This window comes from Castellaniella sp. S9, assembly GCF_027257175.1.
Taxonomy (GTDB): domain Bacteria; phylum Pseudomonadota; class Gammaproteobacteria; order Burkholderiales; family Burkholderiaceae_B; genus Castellaniella.
The window spans coordinates 208,538-229,783 of record NZ_JAPFGD010000004.1 but is presented as its reverse complement, the minus strand read 5'-3'; the positions used below and the strand labels follow the sequence as shown (position 1 = coordinate 229,783).

Here is a 21,246-nt window from a genome sequence, read left to right as displayed (position 1 = left end):
ACATGAAAATGGAAACCACAAAAGAAGTGGCGTTCTACGCCTACGACAAAGACCGTTACCTGCTGTCCGTGCGCGCAGGCGTGCCCACCGAGACAGCGCTGCAGTACTCGCTGGAGTTACTGGAGACTGCTGCCGATTTGCTACTGCTTGGGCCAGCGTCAACGCACGCGGTATCGGTGATGGTCGACGCGGCCCATGCGGTGATCGCCGCAGCCATAGGCGCCGAAGGCGCGCCCTCTGTCGATGTCTGAACTGAACCGTACCGAAGGAAGGATTAAACGGTAGCAGTCAGACTTGGCGGCATCCATTCGAGGACGCCGCCTATGTCGTACACGCAAGCCGATCTGACCGCCATCGACGCCGCCATCGTCGCGCTGTTGTCGGGCGAGCGGGTCACAGAAATACGATTTGCCGACCGCTGGGTCAAATACCACGATGTGTCGGTCAACGATTTACGCGCGCTGCGCGATGAGATTGCGCGCAAGCTGGGCACGCAATATGCGCCGCTGCATGGCCGCACATGGTACGCGGTGCAGGGCACGAAGGGGCTGTGATGGCAGGCTGGATCAATCGGCTGATCGGGGCCGCCAGGTCGTCCGTCAGGCAGGCCCAGGCAAGCAACGAGGCCAGCATCCCTACGGCGCACGAGGCGGCCGGCACAGGCCGACGTCTGCGGTTGTGGCGCCCGATGGACACATCCCCCCGCCTTGAGCATCGGCGCCTGGGTTTGCTGCGCGCTCGCTCGCGCGACGCTTGCCGAAACAATCCCATCGCCCGAGCCGGCATTGATCGGCTGACGTCCGATATCGTCGGCGAGGGTGTCTCGCCCAAGCCGCTGGCCGATGACGAGTCGATGCGCGTGAAGATCATCGACGCTTGGGAAGCCTGGTCAGACGAATGCGACATGGATGGCCAGACCGACTTTTATGGGCTGCAAACGATGGCGATCCGAGCCATGCTTGAGTCTGGCGAAGTGCTCGCGCTACTCGAGCCTGACGAGGCGACTGGCATTCCGCTGAAAATTCGCCTGCTCGAGTCCGACCACCTGCCATTCAAAAACGAGACCCTGAAAAATGGCGGCCGGATCATTGACGGTATCGAGCTTAATGCGCGCGGCCAGCGGGTGGCCTACTGGCTGCACCCAAACCATCCCGGCGACTCGAGCCTGTCGAACAATGAGCCAAAGCGCATTCCTGCCGATCGCGTCCTGCATCTGTTTGAATCTACGCGCCCCGGCCAGTTGCGCGGCGTACCCGTGCTATCGCCGGTGCTGGTGCGCCTGAAGGACATTGACGAGTTCGACGATGCCCAGATCGTGAGGCAAAAAATCGCGAACCTTTTCGTGGGTTTCATCACGCGCCCGGCGCCTGAACTCGGAATGGAGGAGATGGGCCAGGACGGTAAGCCGCTACCCGAGGATCGAACCGAACTGCCAGCGCTTGAGTTTGCGCCAGGCGTGCTGCAGGAGCTGGGCCCCGGCGAGCGCGTCGAGTTTTCGGAACCGCCCGGCACGACGACAGGGTACCGCGACTTCACCACCGCGCAGCTGCACATCATCGCAGCGGCCCTGGGCATGCCGTATCCGTTTCTCACAGGCGACTACAGCGACGTGAACGACAGAGTGATGCGCGTTGCGATCAACGAATATAAGCGCCGCGCGATGGCGCTGATCCACAACGTGCTGGTGCCACAGTTCTGCCGGCCGATCCGCAATGCCTGGGTCGATGCCGCTGTGCTTGCCGGCGCGCTGCCCACAGGCCGCCCCGATCTAAAAAGTACCCGCTGGACGCCAAACGCCTGGGCCTACATCCATCCGGTGCAGGACATCCAGGCCGACGTGCTCGCCATCAACAACAAGCTGATGAGTCGCAGCGAGGCGATCCTCAAGCGCGGGTATGACGCCGAAATGATCGACCGCGAGATCGCCAACGACTTGGCGCGAGAAAAGGCGCTGGGCCTGCCGCCCAGCCCGGCATCGCGAGAAATTGAGCCCGATTCGCAAGAAACCGCGCCGCAGGAACGCAGGTAGTGGCCGCTGCACCATATATGCAGCCCGATAACAGGACGATGACATGAAAAAGAAGTGGTACACGATCAAGGCGCTGGCGGCGAATGGTCAGCCCGCCGCCGAAGACGGCCAGGACGCGGCCCGCTACGAGATCGATATCTTTGACGAGATCGGCATCTGGGGAATCAGCGCCCGCGATTTTATCGAAGACTGGCGCGCGATCCCTGACAACGTGCCGATCCTGCTGTCGGTGAACTCGCCGGGCGGCGCCGTGTTTGACGCCCTGGCCATGTACAACGTGATGTCTCGGGCCAGCGCCCGCATTACTGCTCGGGTCGAAGGCGTTGCGGCATCCGCAGCTAGCCTGATCATCATGGCCGCGCACAACATCGAGATCCCGGCCAATGCCTACATCATGGTGCACAACCCGATAAATTTCGCGTTCGGCGATTACAACGATCTGCGCGAAGTGGCTGACGTGCTCGAGAACATGCACCGTAATTTTGCATCGATCTACGCCGCCCGCACTGGTCGCCCGGTCGAAGAAATCGCCGCAATCATGGACGCGGAGACCTGGTACAACGGCACCGAAGCCGTCGCCGCCGGCTTCGCCGACGTAGAGCTTAACGCCATGGCCATGGCCGCAAGCCTGACAGAGGGCGCCACCGCCCGATTTACCCGCGTACCAAAGGCGCTTGCGGCCCCAGCCGCACCGCCCACCGAACCCGTTAGCTCCGTGGCCGTCATGCCGCCCGACGAGATTGCGGCCTTGTGCGCCGATGCCGGACTGGCCTATCTGGCCGCCCCGTTGATCCGCACCCCGAGCAGCAAGGAAACGGTCACCCAACGCATCGCCCAGGCGCATGAAGTTATCGCGCTGGCCAGCGCCGCTGGCCGTGAAAAAGACGGCGAAGTGTTTGTGCGCGCCGGACTGTCGGTTGATGCGGTGCGGGCGCGGCTGCTCTCGGATCGCGCCGATGGCGCCACCGCCATCAATCCGCACACCCCGGCCGACGCGCGCACCCCGGATGACGACGAAGGTGCGCGCCTGAACGAGCGCCTGAATTATCGCCACCTCTATGCTGCCCGCAAGGCGGCGTCCAAAGCCAACTAAGGAGCCACCATGGATCTCGGTATTTTCGATTCGAACAAATTCACCCTGCAGGAGCTGACCGCAGCGGTCAACGAGGCTCCCGCAGTTCCGTCGCGCCTGGCCACCCTGGGCCTGTTCCAGGAAGACGGTGTCGCCACGACCACCGTTGTGGTCGAAAAAGATACGGATACGCTGACGCTGTTGCCAAACACGAGCCGCAGCGCCAGCGTGCTGCCAACCACGGGCGGCAGCACGCGCAAGGTCGTGCTCTTTGGCACCACGCACCTGCCCACTCTGGACACCATCGGCGCCGACGACATCCAGAACCTGCGCACTTTCGGCACCGCGTCCGAAGAAGAAACGATGCGCTCCTTTGTGGACAAACGCATTGCAAAAATGCGCCGGCGCATTGACGCGACGATCGAATACCAGCGCGTCGGCGCGATCAAGGGCACAATCATCGACTCGGACGGCTCTACCGTCATCGAAAACCTCTTCACGAAATTCGAACTGGCCCAGAGCACCTCGGAACTCTCGCTCGACCACATCGGCAACGATGCGGATAGCGAAGCCACCCCTCCAGTGGAGGCCGCACCGCCCGCCGATATCCGAGGCGAAGTCCTGGCCGCCCTGGACATTATGGAAGCCAAACTGGGCAACGAGCCGTACACGGGCGTGCGCGTGCTTTGCGGGAAAACGTTCTTCCGCAAGTTGATCGCTCACCCATCGGTCAAGAAAGCCTACGAACTCTTCGAGTCGGGCTTGTTCCTGCGCAATGATCCGCGCAAGGGGTTCGAGTTCGCCGGTGCCACCTGGGAAGAGTATCGCGGGGCGGTCGGCGGCACGCCCTTCATCGCCAATGGCGAGGCGTACCTGTTTCCAGAGGGCGTCGAAGATATGTTCATCACGCGCTTTGCTCCGGCAAACTACGTGGAGACGGCCAACACCATCGGCTTGCCGTATTACGCCAAGCAGGAAGTCAAGCCGCTGGGCAAGGGTGTGGACATTGAGGTCCAATCCAACCCGATCAGCCTGTGCACCCGGCCCACGGCCGTGGTCAAGCTCACGATCAAGGCGCTGCAGGGGTAATGCATGGCGGATGAGTACGGATCCATTCGTGCGGAGATCACCGCCATTCGCCAGAGCCTCGCCGCCCTGCAGGAAACGATGTCCGAACTCGCATCAACCCTGCTGCAGCGCCTGGCACGGCTAGAGGAGCGCGACTTGAACACGACCGAAGCGGTCAATCGCGCCTTCGAGACGATCAGCAAGCACGATTCGCGCTTGCAGGCGCTCGAGCGCAGCCAGCCGATGCAGAAGATGACCTCGACCTGGGTAATCAACGCGGCCTGGGCGTGCGTGGGCGTTGTCGCGGCCTTTGTCGCCAAGCGCCTGATCGGCATTTTGTAGGCCACATCGAGATCCCGCATGAAAATCAAACTGATCGACAACTGGAAGGATTGCTGGCGTTTCGCCAGCGTCCGCACGCTCGGTCTGGGCACCGCAATCCCAGGTTTGATCGAGCTCTTTCCCGATCAGGCGTTGCATATTTGGGCGTTGCTACCCGAAGACATGAAGCGCGTCGTACCCGACCGCTACGTGCTTTGGTACGTGATTGCGGTGGTTGCGACGTCACTGGTGGCGCGCATTATCCGACAGGACAAGCTGCATGAAAAAGCTAATTGAATGGCTGATCGCCCTGCTGCGGCAAACGTCACCGTCCACCGACCCCGTTGACGAACATGCCGAGCTGACCACCGAGAGCGCCGGGCGGCTGCGCACCATCGCCTGGGGTCAGCGTGTTTCGCAAACCTTCCGGGATCGCATTGTGTGGGCTGCCGACAATCTGGATGTGGACGTGAATCACCTCATGGCCGTGATTGCGTTTGAGACCGCAGAGACGTTTCGCGCCGATAAGCGCAACATGGCAGGCAGCAGCGGCACAGGTCTGATCCAGTTCATGGAGGCCACAGCAAGGTCGCTGGGCACCACTACGGCCAAGCTGGCGGCCATGACCGCAGAAGACCAGGTTGTCTATGTCTACCGCTATCTGCTGCCCTACAAGGGCCGCATGAAAACACTCTCGGACGTGTACATGGCTGTGCTTTGGCCCCGAGCCATCGGCAAGCCAGACTCGTATGTGCTTTGGGAAAAGGGCGCATCGCCCACCACGTACCGGCAAAACGCAGGCCTGGACGCCAACGACGACCATGCGGTGACCAAAGCCGAGGCGGCGGCCAGGGTAACCATGGCGCTGGAACGCGGGCTGCGCCATGAGAATTTTTGGCAAGGCGAGGTGAACGTCTGATGCTGTCCGCACTGTTCGCGTATTTGCAGCCGTACCTCGCCTGGGTCGTTGCCATTGCCGTGGGCGTTTTTGCGGTGAGGCAATCAGGCAAGCGCGCGGCGCACATCGAGCGCCTCGAGCAACAACTAAAAGATTCGGAGGCAGTGCGTGAAGCGGACAATCAGGTTGTTTCGATGGATGACGATACTGTGCGTGATGAGCTGGCTAAGTTCGTGCGCAAGCACTGACACGTACTGCGCCCGCACATTTACGATTGAGCCACAGGCCAGCGATGTCAGTGCCGTATCAGCCAGCCTTGCCCGTCAGATTGTGACGCATAACAAACGCCGCCAGGCCGCACGGTGCTCGCCATGACCGACTGGCGGCAACTCGCATCAAGGATCGATCAGGCCGCGCACAAGCATGTGTCTGATCCCGTGACGATTAAGGGCGAAAATCGGCGCGGCATGTTCCAGGCACCGTGGCTGCAACCCCGTATGGGCGGCCTACACACGGAAATCACCGAACCCAGCATCACGATGCGCGATGGCGACGTCGCCGATGTTGATCTGGCCGAAGTCATTGCGCACGATGGCAACCAGTACGAGGTCGTGAGCATAGAGCCGGACGGCACGGGGTGGACTGCCCTGGTGCTGCGCGAGCTGCATGTTGTGCCGCCAGAGCCAGAGCCAGAGCCAGAGCCAGAGCCAGAGCCAGAGCCAGAGCCAGAGCCAGAGCCAGAGCCAGGACCAGAACCTGAACCTGAAGCGGGTGGCAACGATGATTGAGATCTCTGGCGAAATCAGCCGCAAAGATATTGACCGCCTCATCAAGACACTCGGACTGACCGAAAACGCGGCCCGCGCGGCAGCCAAGCGGGCGCTGCTCAAGACAGCCAAGTGGACACAAACTCGTGCTAGGCGCGCCCTATCCAACGAAATGAGGATCCAGCAAAAGCTGCTACAGGCCCGCCTGCGCTTGTATCGACGTGAGGGCGGGATGGAACAACTGGTGTGGCTCGGCCTGAACGCATTTGCAGCCAAACGCCTGGGTACGCCCCGCAGGCGTGCCGGCGGCACCCAGGTGGGGGCACATTTTTTCGAGGGCGCGTTCCCCATTAAAAGGTTCGGCGGCGGCGTGTACCGCCGCACTGGCCGCGAACGCTTCCCGCTTGAGCTGGCCAAGTTGCCGATTGACGAAGCGGGCGCCGCCGCGCTGCGCCAGGCCGCCGAACGCGCGGATGAGCGCCTGCTCGAAGTCATGCGACAGGAAATGGAATACGAACTTAGCAAAATCATAAGGGATAAATAATGGGTGTTTCACTGACCGACTACGCCGACGCCCTGGCCGCCAAGCTGCGCGAGAAACTGTCTGACGTGCCCACGATCGAGGCCGACCGGCCTGGCCGCCATCAGCGCAGCATCAAGCTGCCAGCCATCTATCTCGAGATCGAGGATTTCACCTCTTTGCTCGAGGCCGGCGACTCGCGCTTACTGACCGACGTACGATGGCAGGCACACTGCCTGGTCGACCCCAACGCGGATCGCGCCGAGCTGCAGTTGCGCGCATTCTGCGCACGCGTAGCCGTGGCATTGCATGAAATTCGCCGTCCAGTGGCGGGCCATGGCCATATCCGCCTGATACAAGCCAGCGAAGACCCATTCAGGCCCCAGGTAGACGGGTATCTGACCTGGGCCGTCGAGTTCGGGATCGAGATTGCCCTGGGCGAACTGGAGCCTCCCGGCATCCGGCCCACCCAGATCATGCTGGGCCAGGCCCCGGCCATCGGCGCCGGCCACGCCGACGACTACGAGCGGATCGCGTGAGCACGGACTCTGACCTCGAGCGCCGCGTGGCCGAGCTCGAACGGCGCTTGGCGAATCTCGTGCGCATCGGCACGGTTGTTGCGGCGGACTACGGTGCCGGCAAGGTTCGCGTCACGTGCGACGACATGACCACCGACTGGCTGCCCTGGAAGACGCGGCGCGCCGGTGGTGATATCGATTGGTGGGCGCCCGAGGTCGGCGAACAGGTCGAAGTGATCGCGCCAGCCGGTCTCATGGAAGGGGCCAGCGTCAGCCCCGCGCTGTACTCGGATCAGCATGCGGAACCGGATAGCAGCCCCGACAGACACGTCATACGTTACGCGAACGGTGACAGCATCGTGCATGATCGCGCCGAAGGGTCGTACACGATCATTTTGGCCGGCCAGGCGACTGTGCGCGCCGGCGGCCCAGTGCTGGTTGTCACGCCGCAAGCCACAGTGGATGCCCAGAACACGCATATGACAGGCGACCTACTTGTGGATGGTCAGATCACAGGCAAGGGCGGCATGGCGATCTCGGGGGGCAGCGGCGCCACCATGTCGGTGACCGGCAACATGCAGATGCAGGGCCAACTATCGGTCGATGGCGACGTGAACGCCTCGGGCACGATTATGGACGCCGGCGGCAACTCGAACCATCACTCACATTAAAACCGCGCCGCAGGAAGGCCCGGCCTAGAACATTCAGGATAGAGGTGTTTAGTGGCCCCGTGTCCGTTGTGGGGCCAACCGATCGGCTCAACACAATCACGGGAGCAACCATGCCTGAACAGTTTTTGCACGGCGTCGAGGTCATCGAGCTCGATTACGGCGCACGGCCCATTTCCACAGTGCGGTCTAGCGTCATCGGACTGATCGGCACCGCGCCGAATGCTCGCGCGCAAGCCACCGCCGCCCTCGCGCTTTCGGGTACGGCCAGCGACACAACCATTGAATACGAAGCGGTCGCCCCAGGCGCGCTTGGCAACAATATCTCTATCCGGTACCGCTCGACTGGAGAAGAAAGCGAGCCGCTTAAAATCGCTGTGGCCAACAAAGCGATCACCGTTACCCTGGCAACTGACGCGCAAGGCGACATTATTACCACCGCCTCGCAGCTGGTCACAGCCATGGGCCAGAGCACGGCGGCCAGCGCCCTGGTATCCGCCGCGCTGCCCAGTGGCGCTGCCGGCGCCGGGGTGCTCAATGCGACCTTGGTGCGGTTCCTTGAGGATGGCGCCGACGAGGCGTTCCCGCTGGACACGCCGGTTTTGGTTGCAGGCAGTCGCCTCGAGGCGGCTGGCTTGGGCGATCAGGGCACGCTGCCTGGCGCAATCGATGCGATTTTTGACCAGGCCGGCGCGATGGTCGTGGTCATCCGCGTCGAGGATGATCAAGACGCCGGACAAGTCAAGAGCAACATCATTGGTGGCGTGAGCATCGTGGGCAAATACGAAGGCATGCAGGCGTTCCTCGCCGCCGAGAGCATCGTAAAAGTGCAGCCCAAGATCCTGATCGCGCCCGGATTCACGAACGACCGCGCGGTCGTTTCTGAAATGCTGGGTATTGCTGATCGCCTACGCGCGGTCATCATTGCAGATGGCCCCAACGAGACCGACCAGGCCGCGATTTCTTACCGCGAGAACTTCGGCAGCGCACGCGTGTACATCGTGGATCCGTGGGTGAAGGTCTGGGACACTGAATCTAATTCGGACGCCTTACAGCCAGCCTCGGCGCGTGTTGCTGGCATGATCGCCCGCTCGGACAATGATCGCGGTTTCTGGTGGTCGCCGTCGAACACGGAAATGTACGGAATTACCGGCACGGCCCGAGCCATCGACTTTGTGCTGGGCGATCCGAACTCGCGGGCGAACTACCTGAACGAAAACGAAGTGGCCACCATCATCGAAAAAGATGGTGCCCGACTATGGGGCAACCGCACCTGCTCGTCCGACCCGAAGTGGGCATTTTTGTCCGTCCGCCGTACGGCAGACATGATCAACGAAAGCCTGCTGCGAGCCCATATGTGGGCCGTGGATCGAAATATCACGAAGACCTACGTCGAGGACGTGCTCGAAGGCGTCAACGCATACCTGCGTCACCTGGTAGCCGTGGGGGCGATTTTGGGCGGACGCGCCTGGGCCGATCCCGCCCTGAACACGCCGGATCAAATCACCCAGGGGATTGTGTACTTCGATTTCGATTTCACACCACCCTACCCGGCAGAGCACATCGTGTTCCGCTCCCGTCTGGTCAATGACTACATCGAAGAAGTTTTCGGTGCGGCGGCCTAATCGAACCGATAGATAAAGGATCAGGACATGATTGCCGATATTTTGTATGACATGAACCTATTCGTGGACGGTCGCGGGTATGCAGGCCGGATCCAGGAAATCAAGCTGCCGGTCATCAAGCCGAAGATGATGGGCTACAACGCCGGCGGCATGGCCGCCGAAGTCGATGTGCCCATGGGTCGCTTCGAAAAGCTCGAGGCCGAGGCTACGCTCAAGTCGTTCGACAAGGATGTGCTGGCGACGATGCGCATCCTGCCAGGCGAACAGTTCGCGTTCGTGGCGCGCGGCGCCATGGTCTCGGATGACGGCACGAAAAAGCCCGTGGTCGTGACCCTGCGCGGCCTGCTGTCCGAGGTGGATATGGACACCTGGAAACCCGGCGATGAAATGCCGCTCAAGATCGGCATGAGCCTGCGCTATTACAAGCTTCAGATCGACGGCAATGACGTCTACGAGATCGATCCGGTCAACTACAAGGCGATCATCAACGGCGTCGATCAGCTCGAAACCACCCGCCAGCATCTGGCGATCTAAAGGAGAGTCACGTGAAAGAATACCGTGCGCTGCGCGCCTTCCCGTATGGCAATAGCCACGCCGACAAAGGCGCCGTGGTGCGACTTAGCGACAAGCAAGCCGAGTATCTGCGAGCCGGCGGCTACATCGAGCCCACCGAACCGGCTGCGGCCCCAAAGAAATCCACGGCCAAGTCGCCTAAGCCCTCCGGCAAGACCGGCGACGACGGGCAGGGCACGCCCAATAGCGGAGGCCAGCAATGAGCGAACGCACCCCTGTCTCGTTGAAGTACCCGATCGAAATCGATGGTGCCACCGTCTCTGTGCTGCATCTGCGCCGTGCCAAGGTGCGTGATCGGCTCACGGCACAGAAGATGGCAAATAGCGATGCCGAGCGAGAAATCGCTCTAATCGCCATGCTGGCGGACGTTGCACCATCGGATATTGAAAACCTGGACATGGCTGACTATTCAGCCCTGCAAGAGGCGCTGACGGGTTTTTTTTGATTGGCGAGAAAGAGACCTGGCGCCTTTGCGCGTTTGTAGCGATGGCGACCGGGTTCAACGCCACAGAGATCCAGGATATGGATCTCGAAGATCTGGCTCGCTGGGCCGCAGAAATTTCATCTTTGCGCAAAGAGGAACAGCGCCGCTACAAAAACTAGACGGGTGAGAGCATGGCACGAATGAATATAAGTTTAAGCATCGGTGCGGCGCTCTCTGGCTCTTTCAGCTATGCCGTATCATCGGCGCCGAAGAAGCTGGCAAAAATCGGTGATGCGCTGTCGGACATTAAAAAGCGCGACACCCGGCTGGCGATGTTCCAGCGCGCCGAGGCAGACCTCGAAAAAAGCCGCGCGAAGCTTGCCAGCGTCAGCCGTGAGCTTCTGGCCGTCAAGCAGGCCATGCGCGGTGCCTCGGGCAAAGAACTCGAAACCCTCAAGAACCGATCCGCTGCGCTCGAGCGCCAGCAAGCGTCGTTGGGCAACCGCGTTGACCAGGCGCGCCAGAAAGTCAGGCAGGCGGCTGACGCACATCGCGCGGCGGCCACAGCAGCCGATACCCAGACCCGCAGCCTAGGACGCCTGGGTCGGTCAATTGAAACGATCAAAAATCGAGAGGAATCACTACAGCGAGCGCTGGCCAGACGCGAAAGCGCCCAGCAGGCCCTGGGCAAGGCTCGCACCGGACTATTCGACGCCGTGGCGATCGGGGTCGGGCTGAAAGCCGCCTTCGCCGGCGCAGGCGAGCTGCAGGCAATGCTTGCCGACATTGGCATTACGGCCGATATTCCGGCCGACAAGATGAAGGAAATCGGCGCGGCGCTATCACGGGTGGCTCGCGAGTCCGGGCAGACCAGGGAAAGCTTGGCGTCGGGCCTGCAGGTGCTCGTCGCGGCAGGCCTAGACAGTGACCGCGCGGTGCAGTCGCTGTCGGCGATTGGGAAAACCGCCACGGCCTCGGGCGCGTCGGTCGAAGACGTGTCGCGCACGGTGTTCGCGCTGCTCGATAACCTGAAGGTGGCGCCCGGCGATGCGATCAAGGCGATGGACATGCTCGTGGCCGCCGGCAAGGCAGGCCGCTTCGAGCTCAAAGACATGGCGCAGTACTTCCCCGCCATGACCGCCGACGCGGCCAAGCTCGGCCTGACGGGCACGGCCGCCGTGGCTGCGTTGGGGTCATCACTGCAGGTGGCGCTCAAAGGCGCGGCCAGCCCCAGCGAAGCGGCCAATAACATGAAGAACTTCATGGCGAAGATCACGGCACCGCTGACCGTGAAAAACTTCGCCAAGTTCGGCATCGATCTGGAAAAGGAATTTAAGCGCTGGCAGGAAAAAGGCCTCAACCCTATCGAGCAGTCGCTGCGCCTGGTGCATCGGCTGACCGATGGCGATGCCTTCAAGATGGGGGAGCTTTTCAACGATGTGCAGGTCAAGGCATTTATCACGCCCCTGATCCAGAACGTTGACGAATACAAGCGAATCAAGCGCGAGGTCGAATCCTCGACCGGCCTGGTCGAATCTGACGCTGCGCGCCGGCGCGAAGAAGACCCGACACAGCGCTGGCGCGAAATGGGCGAGGCCCTGTCCGAGCTGCGCGATCGCGCAATCTTGCCCCTGCTGCCGCCGCTGACGAAGCTGATTAATCAGTTTATTGCTGTCGCGGCTCCGGTGTCGGCCTGGATGGCTGAAAACGAGACGCTGGTGGGGGTGCTGGGCTCGACGTTCGCCACGCTGCTCGCGGGCAAGGTGGCATTCTCGGCTGTGGCCTACGGCATCGGTTTGGTGCGTGTTGCGTGGACAGCCATGGGCGTCGTCGCCGCAGCGAACCCGCTGGGCCTGGCGATCATGGCGATCGCTGTGCTGGCCGGTGTGGTCTGGGCCAACTGGAGCAAGATCAAACCGCTATTCGAAGCCTTGTGGAAAACCGTCTCGACTGCGGCCACCGCCGCTTGGGCCACTATCAGCAGTGCCTGGAGTGCTGCTGTCGCGTTCTTTGACGGCATTTGGGGCCCGATAGCCTCCGCTGGACGCACGGCCTGGCAGGCGGTCGGAACCGCTTTTTCTGGCGGCATGGCCGGCGTCGCGAGGATGTTGCTCGACTGGTCGCCAATCGGTCTCATTTATCAAGGAATATCCACGGCGCTGGCGGCTCTAGGCGTCGAGCTGCCTGCGAAATTTAGCGAGCTGGGATCCATGATGCTCACCGGCCTGGTTTCTGGCATCAGGAACATGGGCGGTGCGGTCAAAGATGCCGTAATGGACGTAGGCAATAACGCGGTGGGGTGGTTCAAAGACAAGCTGGGCATCAAGTCGCCGTCTCGCGTTTTTCTGGCGCTTGGCGGCATGGTGGGGGAAGGCGCCGCGCTGGGCATTGGTCGTTCGAGCAAAGCCGTGGCACTTGCGTCGGCGGCGTTGGGCGCCGCCGCCACCGCTGCCTTTAGCCCCGCAATGGGCGCTCAAGGCATCACGCAAGAGGGCACCCGCGCACCTGCTCACATGCGCGCCGCCGATACGCCTGCGCCTGTAACACCACCGTTGGCGCTGCAGCTCGCCTCGCCCACCCCGTCCGCGCCCGCCGCGGCCGGACAGGCCGCCGGCGCGCAGACGATACACCAGCGGTTTGAGTTCCACATTACGCAGCAGGCAGGCGAAAGCGGCGAAGCGCTGGCGCGGCGCGTGGCCGACCTGATGCGTCGCGAAAGTGCAACCAACCGCCGCGCCGCACTCGGAGACTGGACATGATCAACCTGGTCAAGGGCTTGGGCAATCTTCCGCTGGCGCAAATCAGCACCCGTGCGACCCAGAACGGATACCCAGCAACGGGCGCAGCACTGCGCAGCGGCCGCATCGACAACATGGTCGGCATCGCCGGCGCCGGCGCGATAGACATGCTGGCCCAGACGGGCATCGATGCGTCGGCCATCGGAATGAGCACGTTGATCGGTACGCTGGTGGGCACGCTGCTCTCCGTGGGCAGTGGCGATCCACCGCCGGCCGGGGAAGTGCTGCTGATCCTGGGGGCATTCCCGTTCATGGTGGGCACCGCAGCCTATCAAACGATCAAGCGCTCGCACGAGTATCGCTGGGCGACCCAGGCGCGCCTCATGCGAGCGCCGGCGAAACAATTCGTCGGTGTAGGCAATGAGCAGATCGATCTCGACGGGTATCTGCTTCCGCATTACACGGGTGGTGGCGGATCCATGGATATCTTGCGCGCCCAAGCCGCTCGCGGCGAGCCCATGGATCTGGTAGATCACTTTGGCTTGATCTACGGGCAATACGTGATTGAACACATAGAGGAAACCTCGTCCGAGGTGGACGTGCGCGGTACCCCGCGCCGTATCGACTTTCGTATATCGATATCGGCCTATGGCCCCGACGCGCCGCGCTTGAGCCTGGATGCCGCCGTGTCGGCCATGCAGGGAGACTAAGAATGGCTCGAACATACCGCACGACCGATGGGGAAATGCTCGACGCTATCGCGTATCGAGTCTACGGCACCAGCCAGGCCGTCCATGCCCTGATCGACGCCAATCCCCACGTCACTCGGCACGGCCCACGCCTGCCTTCGGGGCTGGTTCTGACCCTGCCTGCGTTCGCGCCCGATGCGACGACGCCTATATCAGTGCGCCTCTGGGGGTAATCCATGACCCCGATATTCAAGGTAGTGCATGATGACGTGGACTTGACCGAGCTGCTGCGGGATCGGCTGCTAACCCTTAGCGTGACAGACCTGGCCGGCATCGCATCGGATCAATTCAGCCTGGCGATTGACAATCGAGACCTCGCTGTGTCGATTCCAAAAACAGGCGCGGCGCTCAAAGTGTCGATGGGCTATCTGGGCGGCAGAACCTACGACATGGGCCAGTACACGGTCGACGAAATCGAGGCCTCCGGGATGCCCCGCACGCTGTCGCTGCACGGTAAGGCGGCCGACATGGGCGCGGCATTCAAAAGCCAACGGCAGCGATCCTGGGATAAGACGACGCTGGGCCAGGTCGTGCAGACGATTGCGGCCGAGCATGGGCTCGAGCCCAAGGTCGCACAAAAATTCCAGGATATTGAAATCGACCACCTCGATCAGGCATACGAGTCAGACCTGAACGTACTTACCAGGCTCGCCGATCAGTATGGGGCGGTGACAAAGCCCGCCGGCGGGTGCTTGATTTTTGTCGAACGAGGCGCCGGCGTCGACGCAAACGGCAATCCGCTGCCTACGGTCAAGATCGGCGTCACGGATCTGGTGGAAGCGGGCGGATGGAGAACGTCAGCACATGATCGCCAAGCTTATGCGCGCGTCGGAGCGCATTGGAGCGATAAGCGCGCCGCCAAGACCCAATACGTCTACGCCGGCGAGGGCGAGCCCGTCATGCATATTCGAAATCCGTACAGGTCGGAAAAAGAAGCCCTGGCGGGCGCCGAGTCCAAGCTGCGTCAATTGCAGCGCGGGCGCACCGACCTGTCGATAACGCTGCGCGGCAACCCGATGATTTGCGCGGAAATGCCGATCGATCTGTCGGGGTTCGATGAGCTGTCGGATGGCGAGTGGATCGTCACGCGCGCCGAGCACGTGCTCGACGGCTCCGGGTTGATCACACGCCTCGAGGCTCAGCGACCCGACGACCTGGCAGCCGCCTCGGATGAGCCGCAAAAGGCGGCGAAAAAGAAAAAAGCCAAGAAGAAAGCGGGCGCACCGATCGAGCCGCTTCCAGAGGATGGCGAGTGGCGCAAATGGGATGACGTCTGACGCCCACAAAAACCGCGCCGCAGGAAGGCGCCCGCGCGCTGGGCCAATATGCCCGCATGAGCGGAACAAATGCACTCACCGGCCGCGAAATCGATCGGCTTGAGCACCTCAAGCAGTCGATTCGCGACATTCTCACGACGCCGATCGGCAGTCGCGTGATGCGTCGCGAGTATGGGTCGCGGCTATTCGACTTGCTGGATGCACCCACCAATCGCCGTGTTCTGGCTGCGATCTACGCTGCCACCGCCGGCGCATTGCGCCGCTGGGAGCCTCGATTCGAGCTACGCCAGATCCAGGTCGGATCCGTTTCGCCCGGATCGATCGAGCTGACAGTTTCGGGTGTGTACCTATACGACAGCAGCGTCACGCCTCTGGCGCTGACGGTGGAGGTCACGCGATGAGCATTGATTTGTCGCAGCTGCCGGCCCCCGATGTCGTGGAGCCCCTCGACTTTGAAACTATCTTAGCCACAGTCAAGGCCAACGCACTGGAAGTAGCGCCCGAGCTTGCCGATGTGCTCGCGCTCGAGTCTGAACCCGCCACGAAGCTGTGTGAGGTTTTCGCGTACCGGGAACTGCTGCTGCGCGCCCGTATCAACAATGCCGCTCGCGCGGTCATGCTGGCATACGCCACCGGCGCCGACCTGGACAACCTGGTCGCGATCCTAAACCTGACCCGCCTGGATGGTGAAAGCGATGACCGCCTGCGCGCCCGTGCGCCCCTGTCATTGGAGGGCCTGTCCACGGCCGGCCCGATTCTCTCGTACGTGTATCACGCAATGGCGACGTCTACCGACGTGGCCGATGTTTTTGTCGACAGTCCGAGTCCGGGCGATGTGCGCGCAGTGGTGCTGGCTCATCCGTCCGACGATCATCCGCAGGGCCAGCCCAGCAGCGCGCTGCTGGCCCAGGTGCAGACCGCGCTTAGCGCCGATGATGTGCGGCCGCTGTGCGACAACGTGACGACCGTGCCAGCGCAAATCGTTACCTATCAAGTCCAAGCCGCCCTTATTTGCTTACCCGGCCCCGAGACCCAGGCCACGCTCGCCGCTGCGCGCGCCGCCTGCGAAAAGTACGTATCGAGTCAATTTCGGCTTGGGTATGACATCACGGTCTCGGGTCTGCACGCGGCCCTGCACCAGCCGGGCGTTATGCGGGTCGATCTTTCGCAGCCGGTCGCCGACGTTTCCATCAGCCGAGACCAGGCTGCATTTTGCCTGGGCGTGGACGTACAGTACGGCGGGGTGGACGTATGACGATTCTGCCGTTCAATGCGTCCAAGCTCGAGCGTGCGCTCGAGTCTGCGCCCACCACCGACTTCGCGGTCTCGCTGACGGATCTGTGGAACCCATGGACGTGCCCAGAGCAGGCCCTGCCCTGGCTTGCATGGGCCCTGCACATCACGGACGCCGAAGGCTGGTCGCTGGCCGTCACCACTGACCAGAAGCGCGCGCTGATCGCGCGGTCGGTAGAGCTACACAAGAAAAAGGGCACACCGTTCAGCATCCGAGAGGCACTGAAGTCGATCGGATTCAATGAGGTCGAGATCCTAGAGCGATTGCCCATCAACCGATATGACGGCACACAAACGCACGCCGGCGCGCAGCGCTACGACGCATACGGGTGGGCCGAATTTCGGCTGCTGGCCGACGTGGGCGACACACAGCCGATCACCTCGGCACAGACAGAGCGGATCGTTCAGACAGTTAATGAATGGAAGCCGGCCCGCTGCCATCTGGTCGACGTGCAATACAGCGCATCACAAACGGAAACGGTCGAGGTTGACGACCAAAGCACTCTGTCGGCCCACTTGCACGCTGACGACGCCTTGCTGTGGGGCCGAACCTATAACGGCGATCTGAACTATGGCCAGGGCGTCTTGAACACATACGCCGGCGCACTGCAGCACAGCGGCGAGGCTGATTATTTTTCATGGCGCGCCAGCGCTGCCGATATCCGACACGATGCCGTACGCGAAACAGACGCGATGGACATCGTGCTGCAAATGTCCGATCAGCAGGGCCGCCAAGCGATGCACGACGGCAGCTATCAGTACGCCGGCGCAATCGACCAAGGGGCCACGACGCAAGTTGCCATCGATCCACCCATGCCGATTGTCGTTACTCGGCAGTTGCGCCACAACGGTCGCAGATCCTACGCCGCCCACATGTTCAACGGCGACGCGCGATATGGCGGCGGCATCACTCATTTCGGCAACGTTCCGTATCGGGGCGATGCCGTCACCCATCTGGAGGCGTAATGCAATTCACAGACCGGCCCAGCGAGCTCAAGGGCGTGTTCGAGATCCAGATCTATCGCGCCGGCCGCCTGGTCGATGCGATCAGAGAGGACAACCTGATCGTCAACGGTGCCAAGTCACAGCTGGCCCGCCTAGTCGGCGGCGACGGAGCGCTTCGCCACATCCAGAAGATCGGTTTCGGCACGGGCACAGCTGCGGCAAATCCGAATGATACGGCGTTGACCTCGGCTTATATCAAAAACCTGTCCGGGCATAGCTATCCGACCACTGGTCGGGTGCAATTTTCGTGGGCGCTATCCAACGCAGAGGCCAACGGCAAGTCGATCACCGAGTTCGGACTGATCTGCGCTGACAACACGCTGTTCTCCCGCAAGGTGCGCGCGCCGATATCGAAAGACGACGACATATCCCTCACGGGCACCTGGACGATTATTTTTTAAGGAACGCAAATGGCCAATTTGACCGAAACCGCAAAATGGGAATCCGGCATCTACCGAATCGAAACAGATGATCCGGTGCTTGGCGGCGAGAACGGAGTATCGAATGCGCCCATCAAGCAACTGGCGAACCGCACCGTGTACCTGAAACAGTACACGGATCAAGTCGCCAACGCCCTCGACGGGCATCCTGACCTGGGCGCCCGCCTGCAGCAGATGCAGGAAGAAACGGATTCGCTGGGCCCGGACATGCAGAATGCCGTAGCGGCCGCACTCAAGTTCGCGTTGACTCAAGTTGGTGTCAACGCCTGGGGCCTGCGCGCGCTGCGCGAACAAGCCCAACAAGAGGGCCAGATCGAGATTGAGAATCGCGGCGTGGTATCGGGATGCACTGTGACGCGCTCGACGACAGCGGCCCGCAACCTGAACCTATCCGATGGCGCCTGCTTCGCAAAGGGCCGCGCCTACTCGGTGACCCCTGGAAACAACGCGGCGAGCGTGCCAAGCAATACAGGCGCTGGCCCGGTCGTTGTGTACGCATACCTGTACCAGAACGCGACGGGGTTGTGGCGCCTGGCGGTCACAGCCATCGGGCAAGCGGTGCCGGCCGGCGCGATCACTATTTATCGGCTGACCGTGCCCGCCAATTCAACTGATGCCACAGATCCGAACCTCGAGAACGTGACGATCACCGACGTGCGCCGAATCGAGCGTCAGTGGCCGCAGGTGTTCGACTCGCCCGCTACGGTTTCGGCAGTACTCAACGTACTGCGGTCGTCCGACTACCGCCTGGACTTCGACATCGTGTCCGCTGTGGGCGCGCCATGTGGCCACGACGACATCGTGGTTAGCAGCCGTGCAACCAATGGTTTTTCCGTCCAGCTGGCCTCGCCCGCTGATTCTGTTGTCGTGCGCTGGCGCGCCAGCAAACTTAATAATTAATGGAGCAACACCATGCAAATCCGACTCATGGAGCCCGGCCAGCCCGTCTCCGATTTCGCTATCGCCGGCACCCTGGTGACCGTGGGCGACGTCTCTATCGACTGCGCCGCGCGTGAGGGCGACACCGCTGTATTGATCGAGATCCGCAACAACAATGGGTTGATCACCGAGGGCGGCGCCGGCGCGTACGTGGCGCAGATCGAAATTCCGGCCCGTCGATACGAGACCGTCATCGTCGAGCCGGAAGGCGGCGAACAAGGGCCCAGCGAAGCACAAGAGCCCGTCGCGCTGGATCCCGATGCGGTCACTGTGACTCTCTGGCCTACCGTTTAACACAGGAGAACAACTATGCCGTCTATTTTCACCAAAGACAGCCTGCGCGCCAGCGTTGAGGCCGCAACAGGTGGTCGAATCACTGTGCTGTATACCGCCACCGGACAGCCAAGCTACATGAATGTGATTCCCAAATTTAATCTCGAGGATATCGACGTCTCCCTGGGCGTTGGCGTGCATCCTGCTTTCATTGTGGGTGGAGCAACCAAAAGCGAGATCTTCATTGGCACGTACCAGGGCATCGATAAAAACGGGGAGTTTTTGAGCCTCCCCGGCGTCGATCCTACCGCGTCGCGCAATTTCGATAGTTTTGTCTCGCTGGCCCGCGCGAACGGCCCCGGCTGGCACTGCATCACGAATGCCGAATTCGCGGCCTTGGCGCTGTGGTGTTGGAAAAACAGCTTCATGCCGAACGGAAATAACAACTACGGACGAGACACCGCCGCCAAATGGGAAACCGGCCGTCGCCAAGACGGCGGCACACCCGGCGAAGCCATCGGTACCGCCCGGACACTAACGGGCAGCGGGCCGGCATCATGGCGGCACGACAATACGCCAACTGGCATCGCCGATCTGAACGGGAACATCTGGGAATGGTCGCCCGGCATGCGGCTGATGGACGGCGAAATACAGGTCATCCCAGACAACGATGCCGCCCTGCCGGACACTGATTTCTCGGCGGGCTCAAGCGCATGGCGCGCCATCTTGGCATCGGACGGTTCCCTGGTCGCTCCCGGCACCGCCGGCACGCTGAAGTACGATTCGACCAATGTGTGGTCGGAGGGCAACTCAATGATGGGCGCGCCGATCCTGTCCGACGTGATCGACAATATCACCGGCACACCCGGAAACAATGCGACCAATGAGGGCTGGAACGAAGCGGCACTCGAGGCGCTGACCCATAAAGACGGTCTCGTTGTTCCCGGCATCGCTATGGCGCTTGGGCTGTATCCGGCTGCATCTTCCGGGCTTGGAAGCGATCGCCTCTATACGCGCAACTATGGAGAACGACTCCCGTCTCGTGGCGGCACCTGGGGCAGCGGTGGCAATGCCGGCGTGTTCACGCTCACCCTGAACACCCCGCGCTCGTACGCCGGCACGACCCTCGGGTCTCGCCCCGCTTTTGTGCTCTGAAATCTGACTAGCGCAATCTGCTGGGCCGGGCGGTAGCTCGGCCCTCGGTTCGCGCAAAGGAGGCATCCCATGGCCATTCAATCCACATGGCTCTTTATTCTATTCGTCGCCCTGCAGATCGCTGATGCGTGGCTCACGATCCGCATATTGACCGCCCGCAGCGGTCGGGAGCTCAACCCAATCATGCGCTGGCTGTTTGAACAACTTGGACTGATCCCCGGCCTAGTGGCCGCCAAGCTCGTTCTGTCGGTCATTGTGCTGACGGCGCTACCATGGGTTCCCGTATGGTTGTTGGTGGCTCTATGCGTCTTCTACGCGGGAGTCGTCGCATCCAACTGGCACCAACTGCGTCGATGACCGCGCCGACAAAAAACGATCTTCTGATCAGGCAACGATGCGAAGCAATGATCAGGTACGGGCACACCGCGATTCGGCAGTTTCCGAAAATGGAGCGGCATGTTCTGGGCGCAGAGATCCGGCACACCATGTGGGCGATCCTGCGTTTGATCGTTATTTGCAACCGCAGATATCACAAGAAGACGACCCTTCAGGATTTGGATGCGGAGCTCGATCTGCTGCGCGCCCAGGTGCGCCTGGCCAAAGAAATGGGTTATCTGGATTTTAAGAAGTACGAGCATTGGGCAAAACTGAATGACGAAATCGGCCGCATGGTCGGCGGCTGGGTCAAATCATTTGCGGGCAGCAGTCGGGCCAGCAATAGGGATGGGCATTGAAAACGACTCCCGTATCGTGGCGGCAACTGGAACAACGGTGGCAATGCCGGCGTGTTCACGCTCAACCTGAACAACCCGCGCTCGAACGCCAACACGAACATCGGGTCTCGCCCCGCTCTTGGGGATCGTCAGAAACGGCAGGCCCACGGGCCTGACGGCA

The 21,246-nt window shown here is 61.7% G+C and carries 30 protein-coding genes; all 30 read left to right on the top strand.

All coding sequences use genetic code 11. The annotated features are described in order from the left end of the window. Positions 1-8: 8 nt before the first annotated feature. The 30 genes from OOZ48_RS08175 to avd all read left to right on the top strand — a co-directional run bounded on the left by OOZ48_RS08175 (position 9) and on the right by avd (position 21,086). Positions 9-251: a hypothetical protein gene (locus tag OOZ48_RS08175; protein WP_269497251.1), complete on the top strand. Its 243-nt coding sequence runs from the start codon at positions 9-11 to the stop codon at positions 249-251. A 72-nt stretch (positions 252-323) separates the two neighbouring features. Then, positions 324-554: a gpW family head-tail joining protein gene (locus OOZ48_RS08170; protein WP_269497249.1), complete on the top strand. Its 231-nt coding sequence runs from the start codon at positions 324-326 to the stop codon at positions 552-554. After that, entirely contained in the window at positions 554-2,029 is a 1,476-nt protein-coding gene (locus OOZ48_RS08165) for a phage portal protein (RefSeq protein ID WP_269497247.1), read from the top strand. The genes OOZ48_RS08170 and OOZ48_RS08165 overlap by 1 nt, the downstream gene beginning before the upstream one ends. A gap of 43 nt (positions 2,030-2,072) precedes the next feature. Continuing rightward, positions 2,073-3,122: a head maturation protease, ClpP-related gene (locus tag OOZ48_RS08160; RefSeq protein ID WP_269497245.1), complete on the top strand. Its 1,050-nt coding sequence runs from the start codon at positions 2,073-2,075 to the stop codon at positions 3,120-3,122. A 9-nt stretch (positions 3,123-3,131) separates the two neighbouring features. Next, on the top strand, positions 3,132-4,190 hold the full coding sequence (locus tag OOZ48_RS08155; RefSeq protein WP_269497243.1) for a major capsid protein: 1,059 nt from the start codon (positions 3,132-3,134) through the stop codon (positions 4,188-4,190). A gap of 3 nt (positions 4,191-4,193) precedes the next feature. Then, positions 4,194-4,511, top strand: coding sequence for a hypothetical protein (locus tag OOZ48_RS08150; protein ID WP_269497241.1), 318 nt, complete (start codon positions 4,194-4,196; stop codon positions 4,509-4,511). Between the two features lie 18 nt (positions 4,512-4,529). Then, positions 4,530-4,787, top strand: a complete 258-nt coding sequence (locus OOZ48_RS08145; RefSeq protein WP_269497238.1) for a DUF7940 domain-containing protein — start codon at positions 4,530-4,532, stop codon at positions 4,785-4,787. Next, on the top strand, positions 4,771-5,409 hold the full coding sequence (locus OOZ48_RS08140) for a hypothetical protein (protein WP_269497234.1): 639 nt from the start codon (positions 4,771-4,773) through the stop codon (positions 5,407-5,409). Before OOZ48_RS08145 ends, OOZ48_RS08140 begins: the two co-directional genes overlap by 17 nt. Continuing rightward, positions 5,409-5,636: a hypothetical protein gene (locus OOZ48_RS08135; RefSeq protein ID WP_269497231.1), complete on the top strand. Its 228-nt coding sequence runs from the start codon at positions 5,409-5,411 to the stop codon at positions 5,634-5,636. The genes OOZ48_RS08140 and OOZ48_RS08135 overlap by 1 nt, the downstream gene beginning before the upstream one ends. 123 nt (positions 5,637-5,759) lie before the next feature. Further along, positions 5,760-6,176, top strand: coding sequence for a head-tail joining protein (locus OOZ48_RS08130; RefSeq protein ID WP_269497228.1), 417 nt, complete (start codon positions 5,760-5,762; stop codon positions 6,174-6,176). Further along, the gene (locus tag OOZ48_RS08125) at positions 6,169-6,699 is read left to right on the top strand and encodes a phage tail protein (protein ID WP_269497225.1); all 531 of its coding nucleotides are present in this window, start codon (positions 6,169-6,171) and stop codon (positions 6,697-6,699) included. Before OOZ48_RS08130 ends, OOZ48_RS08125 begins: the two co-directional genes overlap by 8 nt. Next, complete coding sequence (locus tag OOZ48_RS08120; RefSeq protein WP_269497222.1) at positions 6,699-7,214, top strand: hypothetical protein; 516 nt, start codon at positions 6,699-6,701, stop codon at positions 7,212-7,214. The genes OOZ48_RS08125 and OOZ48_RS08120 overlap by 1 nt, the downstream gene beginning before the upstream one ends. A 26-nt stretch (positions 7,215-7,240) precedes the next feature. Next, positions 7,241-7,864: a phage baseplate assembly protein V gene (locus OOZ48_RS08115; protein WP_269497219.1), complete on the top strand. Its 624-nt coding sequence runs from the start codon at positions 7,241-7,243 to the stop codon at positions 7,862-7,864. A 110-nt stretch (positions 7,865-7,974) separates the two neighbouring features. Further along, entirely contained in the window at positions 7,975-9,486 is a 1,512-nt protein-coding gene (locus OOZ48_RS08110) for a phage tail sheath subtilisin-like domain-containing protein (protein WP_269497216.1), read from the top strand. A 27-nt stretch (positions 9,487-9,513) separates the two neighbouring features. Further along, positions 9,514-10,020: a phage major tail tube protein gene (locus OOZ48_RS08105; RefSeq protein ID WP_269497212.1), complete on the top strand. Its 507-nt coding sequence runs from the start codon at positions 9,514-9,516 to the stop codon at positions 10,018-10,020. An 11-nt stretch (positions 10,021-10,031) separates the two neighbouring features. Further along, entirely contained in the window at positions 10,032-10,262 is a 231-nt protein-coding gene (locus OOZ48_RS08100) for a hypothetical protein (protein WP_269497209.1), read from the top strand. After that, positions 10,259-10,504, top strand: a complete 246-nt coding sequence (locus tag OOZ48_RS08095; protein ID WP_269497206.1) for a phage tail assembly protein — start codon at positions 10,259-10,261, stop codon at positions 10,502-10,504. The genes OOZ48_RS08100 and OOZ48_RS08095 overlap by 4 nt, the downstream gene beginning before the upstream one ends. A 170-nt stretch (positions 10,505-10,674) precedes the next feature. After that, positions 10,675-13,242, top strand: a complete 2,568-nt coding sequence (locus OOZ48_RS08090) for a phage tail tape measure protein (protein WP_269497203.1) — start codon at positions 10,675-10,677, stop codon at positions 13,240-13,242. Beyond that, on the top strand, positions 13,239-13,931 hold the full coding sequence (locus OOZ48_RS08085) for a phage tail protein (protein ID WP_269497200.1): 693 nt from the start codon (positions 13,239-13,241) through the stop codon (positions 13,929-13,931). Before OOZ48_RS08090 ends, OOZ48_RS08085 begins: the two co-directional genes overlap by 4 nt. A 2-nt stretch (positions 13,932-13,933) precedes the next feature. Then, positions 13,934-14,143 (top strand): tail protein X, encoded by a 210-nt coding sequence (locus tag OOZ48_RS08080; protein ID WP_269497197.1) that lies wholly within the window; start codon positions 13,934-13,936, stop codon positions 14,141-14,143. Positions 14,144-14,146: 3 nt separating this feature from the next. Continuing rightward, the gene (locus tag OOZ48_RS08075) at positions 14,147-15,247 is read left to right on the top strand and encodes a contractile injection system protein, VgrG/Pvc8 family (RefSeq protein ID WP_269497193.1); all 1,101 of its coding nucleotides are present in this window, start codon (positions 14,147-14,149) and stop codon (positions 15,245-15,247) included. Between the two features lie 56 nt (positions 15,248-15,303). Next, on the top strand, positions 15,304-15,648 hold the full coding sequence (locus OOZ48_RS08070) for a GPW/gp25 family protein (RefSeq protein ID WP_269497190.1): 345 nt from the start codon (positions 15,304-15,306) through the stop codon (positions 15,646-15,648). Next, on the top strand, positions 15,645-16,502 hold the full coding sequence (locus OOZ48_RS08065) for a baseplate assembly protein (protein WP_269497187.1): 858 nt from the start codon (positions 15,645-15,647) through the stop codon (positions 16,500-16,502). Before OOZ48_RS08070 ends, OOZ48_RS08065 begins: the two co-directional genes overlap by 4 nt. Further along, a complete protein-coding gene (locus OOZ48_RS08060) occupies positions 16,499-17,506 on the top strand; it encodes a phage tail protein I (RefSeq protein WP_269497184.1) in 1,008 nt (335 codons plus the stop codon). Before OOZ48_RS08065 ends, OOZ48_RS08060 begins: the two co-directional genes overlap by 4 nt. Beyond that, complete coding sequence (locus tag OOZ48_RS08055) at positions 17,506-17,946, top strand: hypothetical protein (protein WP_269497181.1); 441 nt, start codon at positions 17,506-17,508, stop codon at positions 17,944-17,946. The genes OOZ48_RS08060 and OOZ48_RS08055 overlap by 1 nt, the downstream gene beginning before the upstream one ends. Before the next feature lie 9 nt (positions 17,947-17,955). Continuing rightward, positions 17,956-18,885: a hypothetical protein gene (locus OOZ48_RS08050; RefSeq protein ID WP_269497178.1), complete on the top strand. Its 930-nt coding sequence runs from the start codon at positions 17,956-17,958 to the stop codon at positions 18,883-18,885. A 12-nt stretch (positions 18,886-18,897) separates the two neighbouring features. Then, positions 18,898-19,218 (top strand): hypothetical protein, encoded by a 321-nt coding sequence (locus tag OOZ48_RS08045; RefSeq protein WP_269497175.1) that lies wholly within the window; start codon positions 18,898-18,900, stop codon positions 19,216-19,218. 15 nt (positions 19,219-19,233) lie between these two features. Further along, on the top strand, positions 19,234-20,352 hold the full coding sequence (locus tag OOZ48_RS08040) for a hypothetical protein (RefSeq protein WP_269497173.1): 1,119 nt from the start codon (positions 19,234-19,236) through the stop codon (positions 20,350-20,352). A 69-nt stretch (positions 20,353-20,421) separates the two neighbouring features. Then, positions 20,422-20,709 (top strand): DUF5658 family protein, encoded by a 288-nt coding sequence (locus tag OOZ48_RS08035; RefSeq protein WP_269497170.1) that lies wholly within the window; start codon positions 20,422-20,424, stop codon positions 20,707-20,709. Beyond that, positions 20,706-21,086, top strand: a complete 381-nt coding sequence (gene avd / locus OOZ48_RS08030) for a diversity-generating retroelement protein Avd (RefSeq protein ID WP_269497167.1) — start codon at positions 20,706-20,708, stop codon at positions 21,084-21,086. The genes OOZ48_RS08035 and avd overlap by 4 nt, the downstream gene beginning before the upstream one ends. Positions 21,087-21,246: the final 160 nt, after the last annotated feature.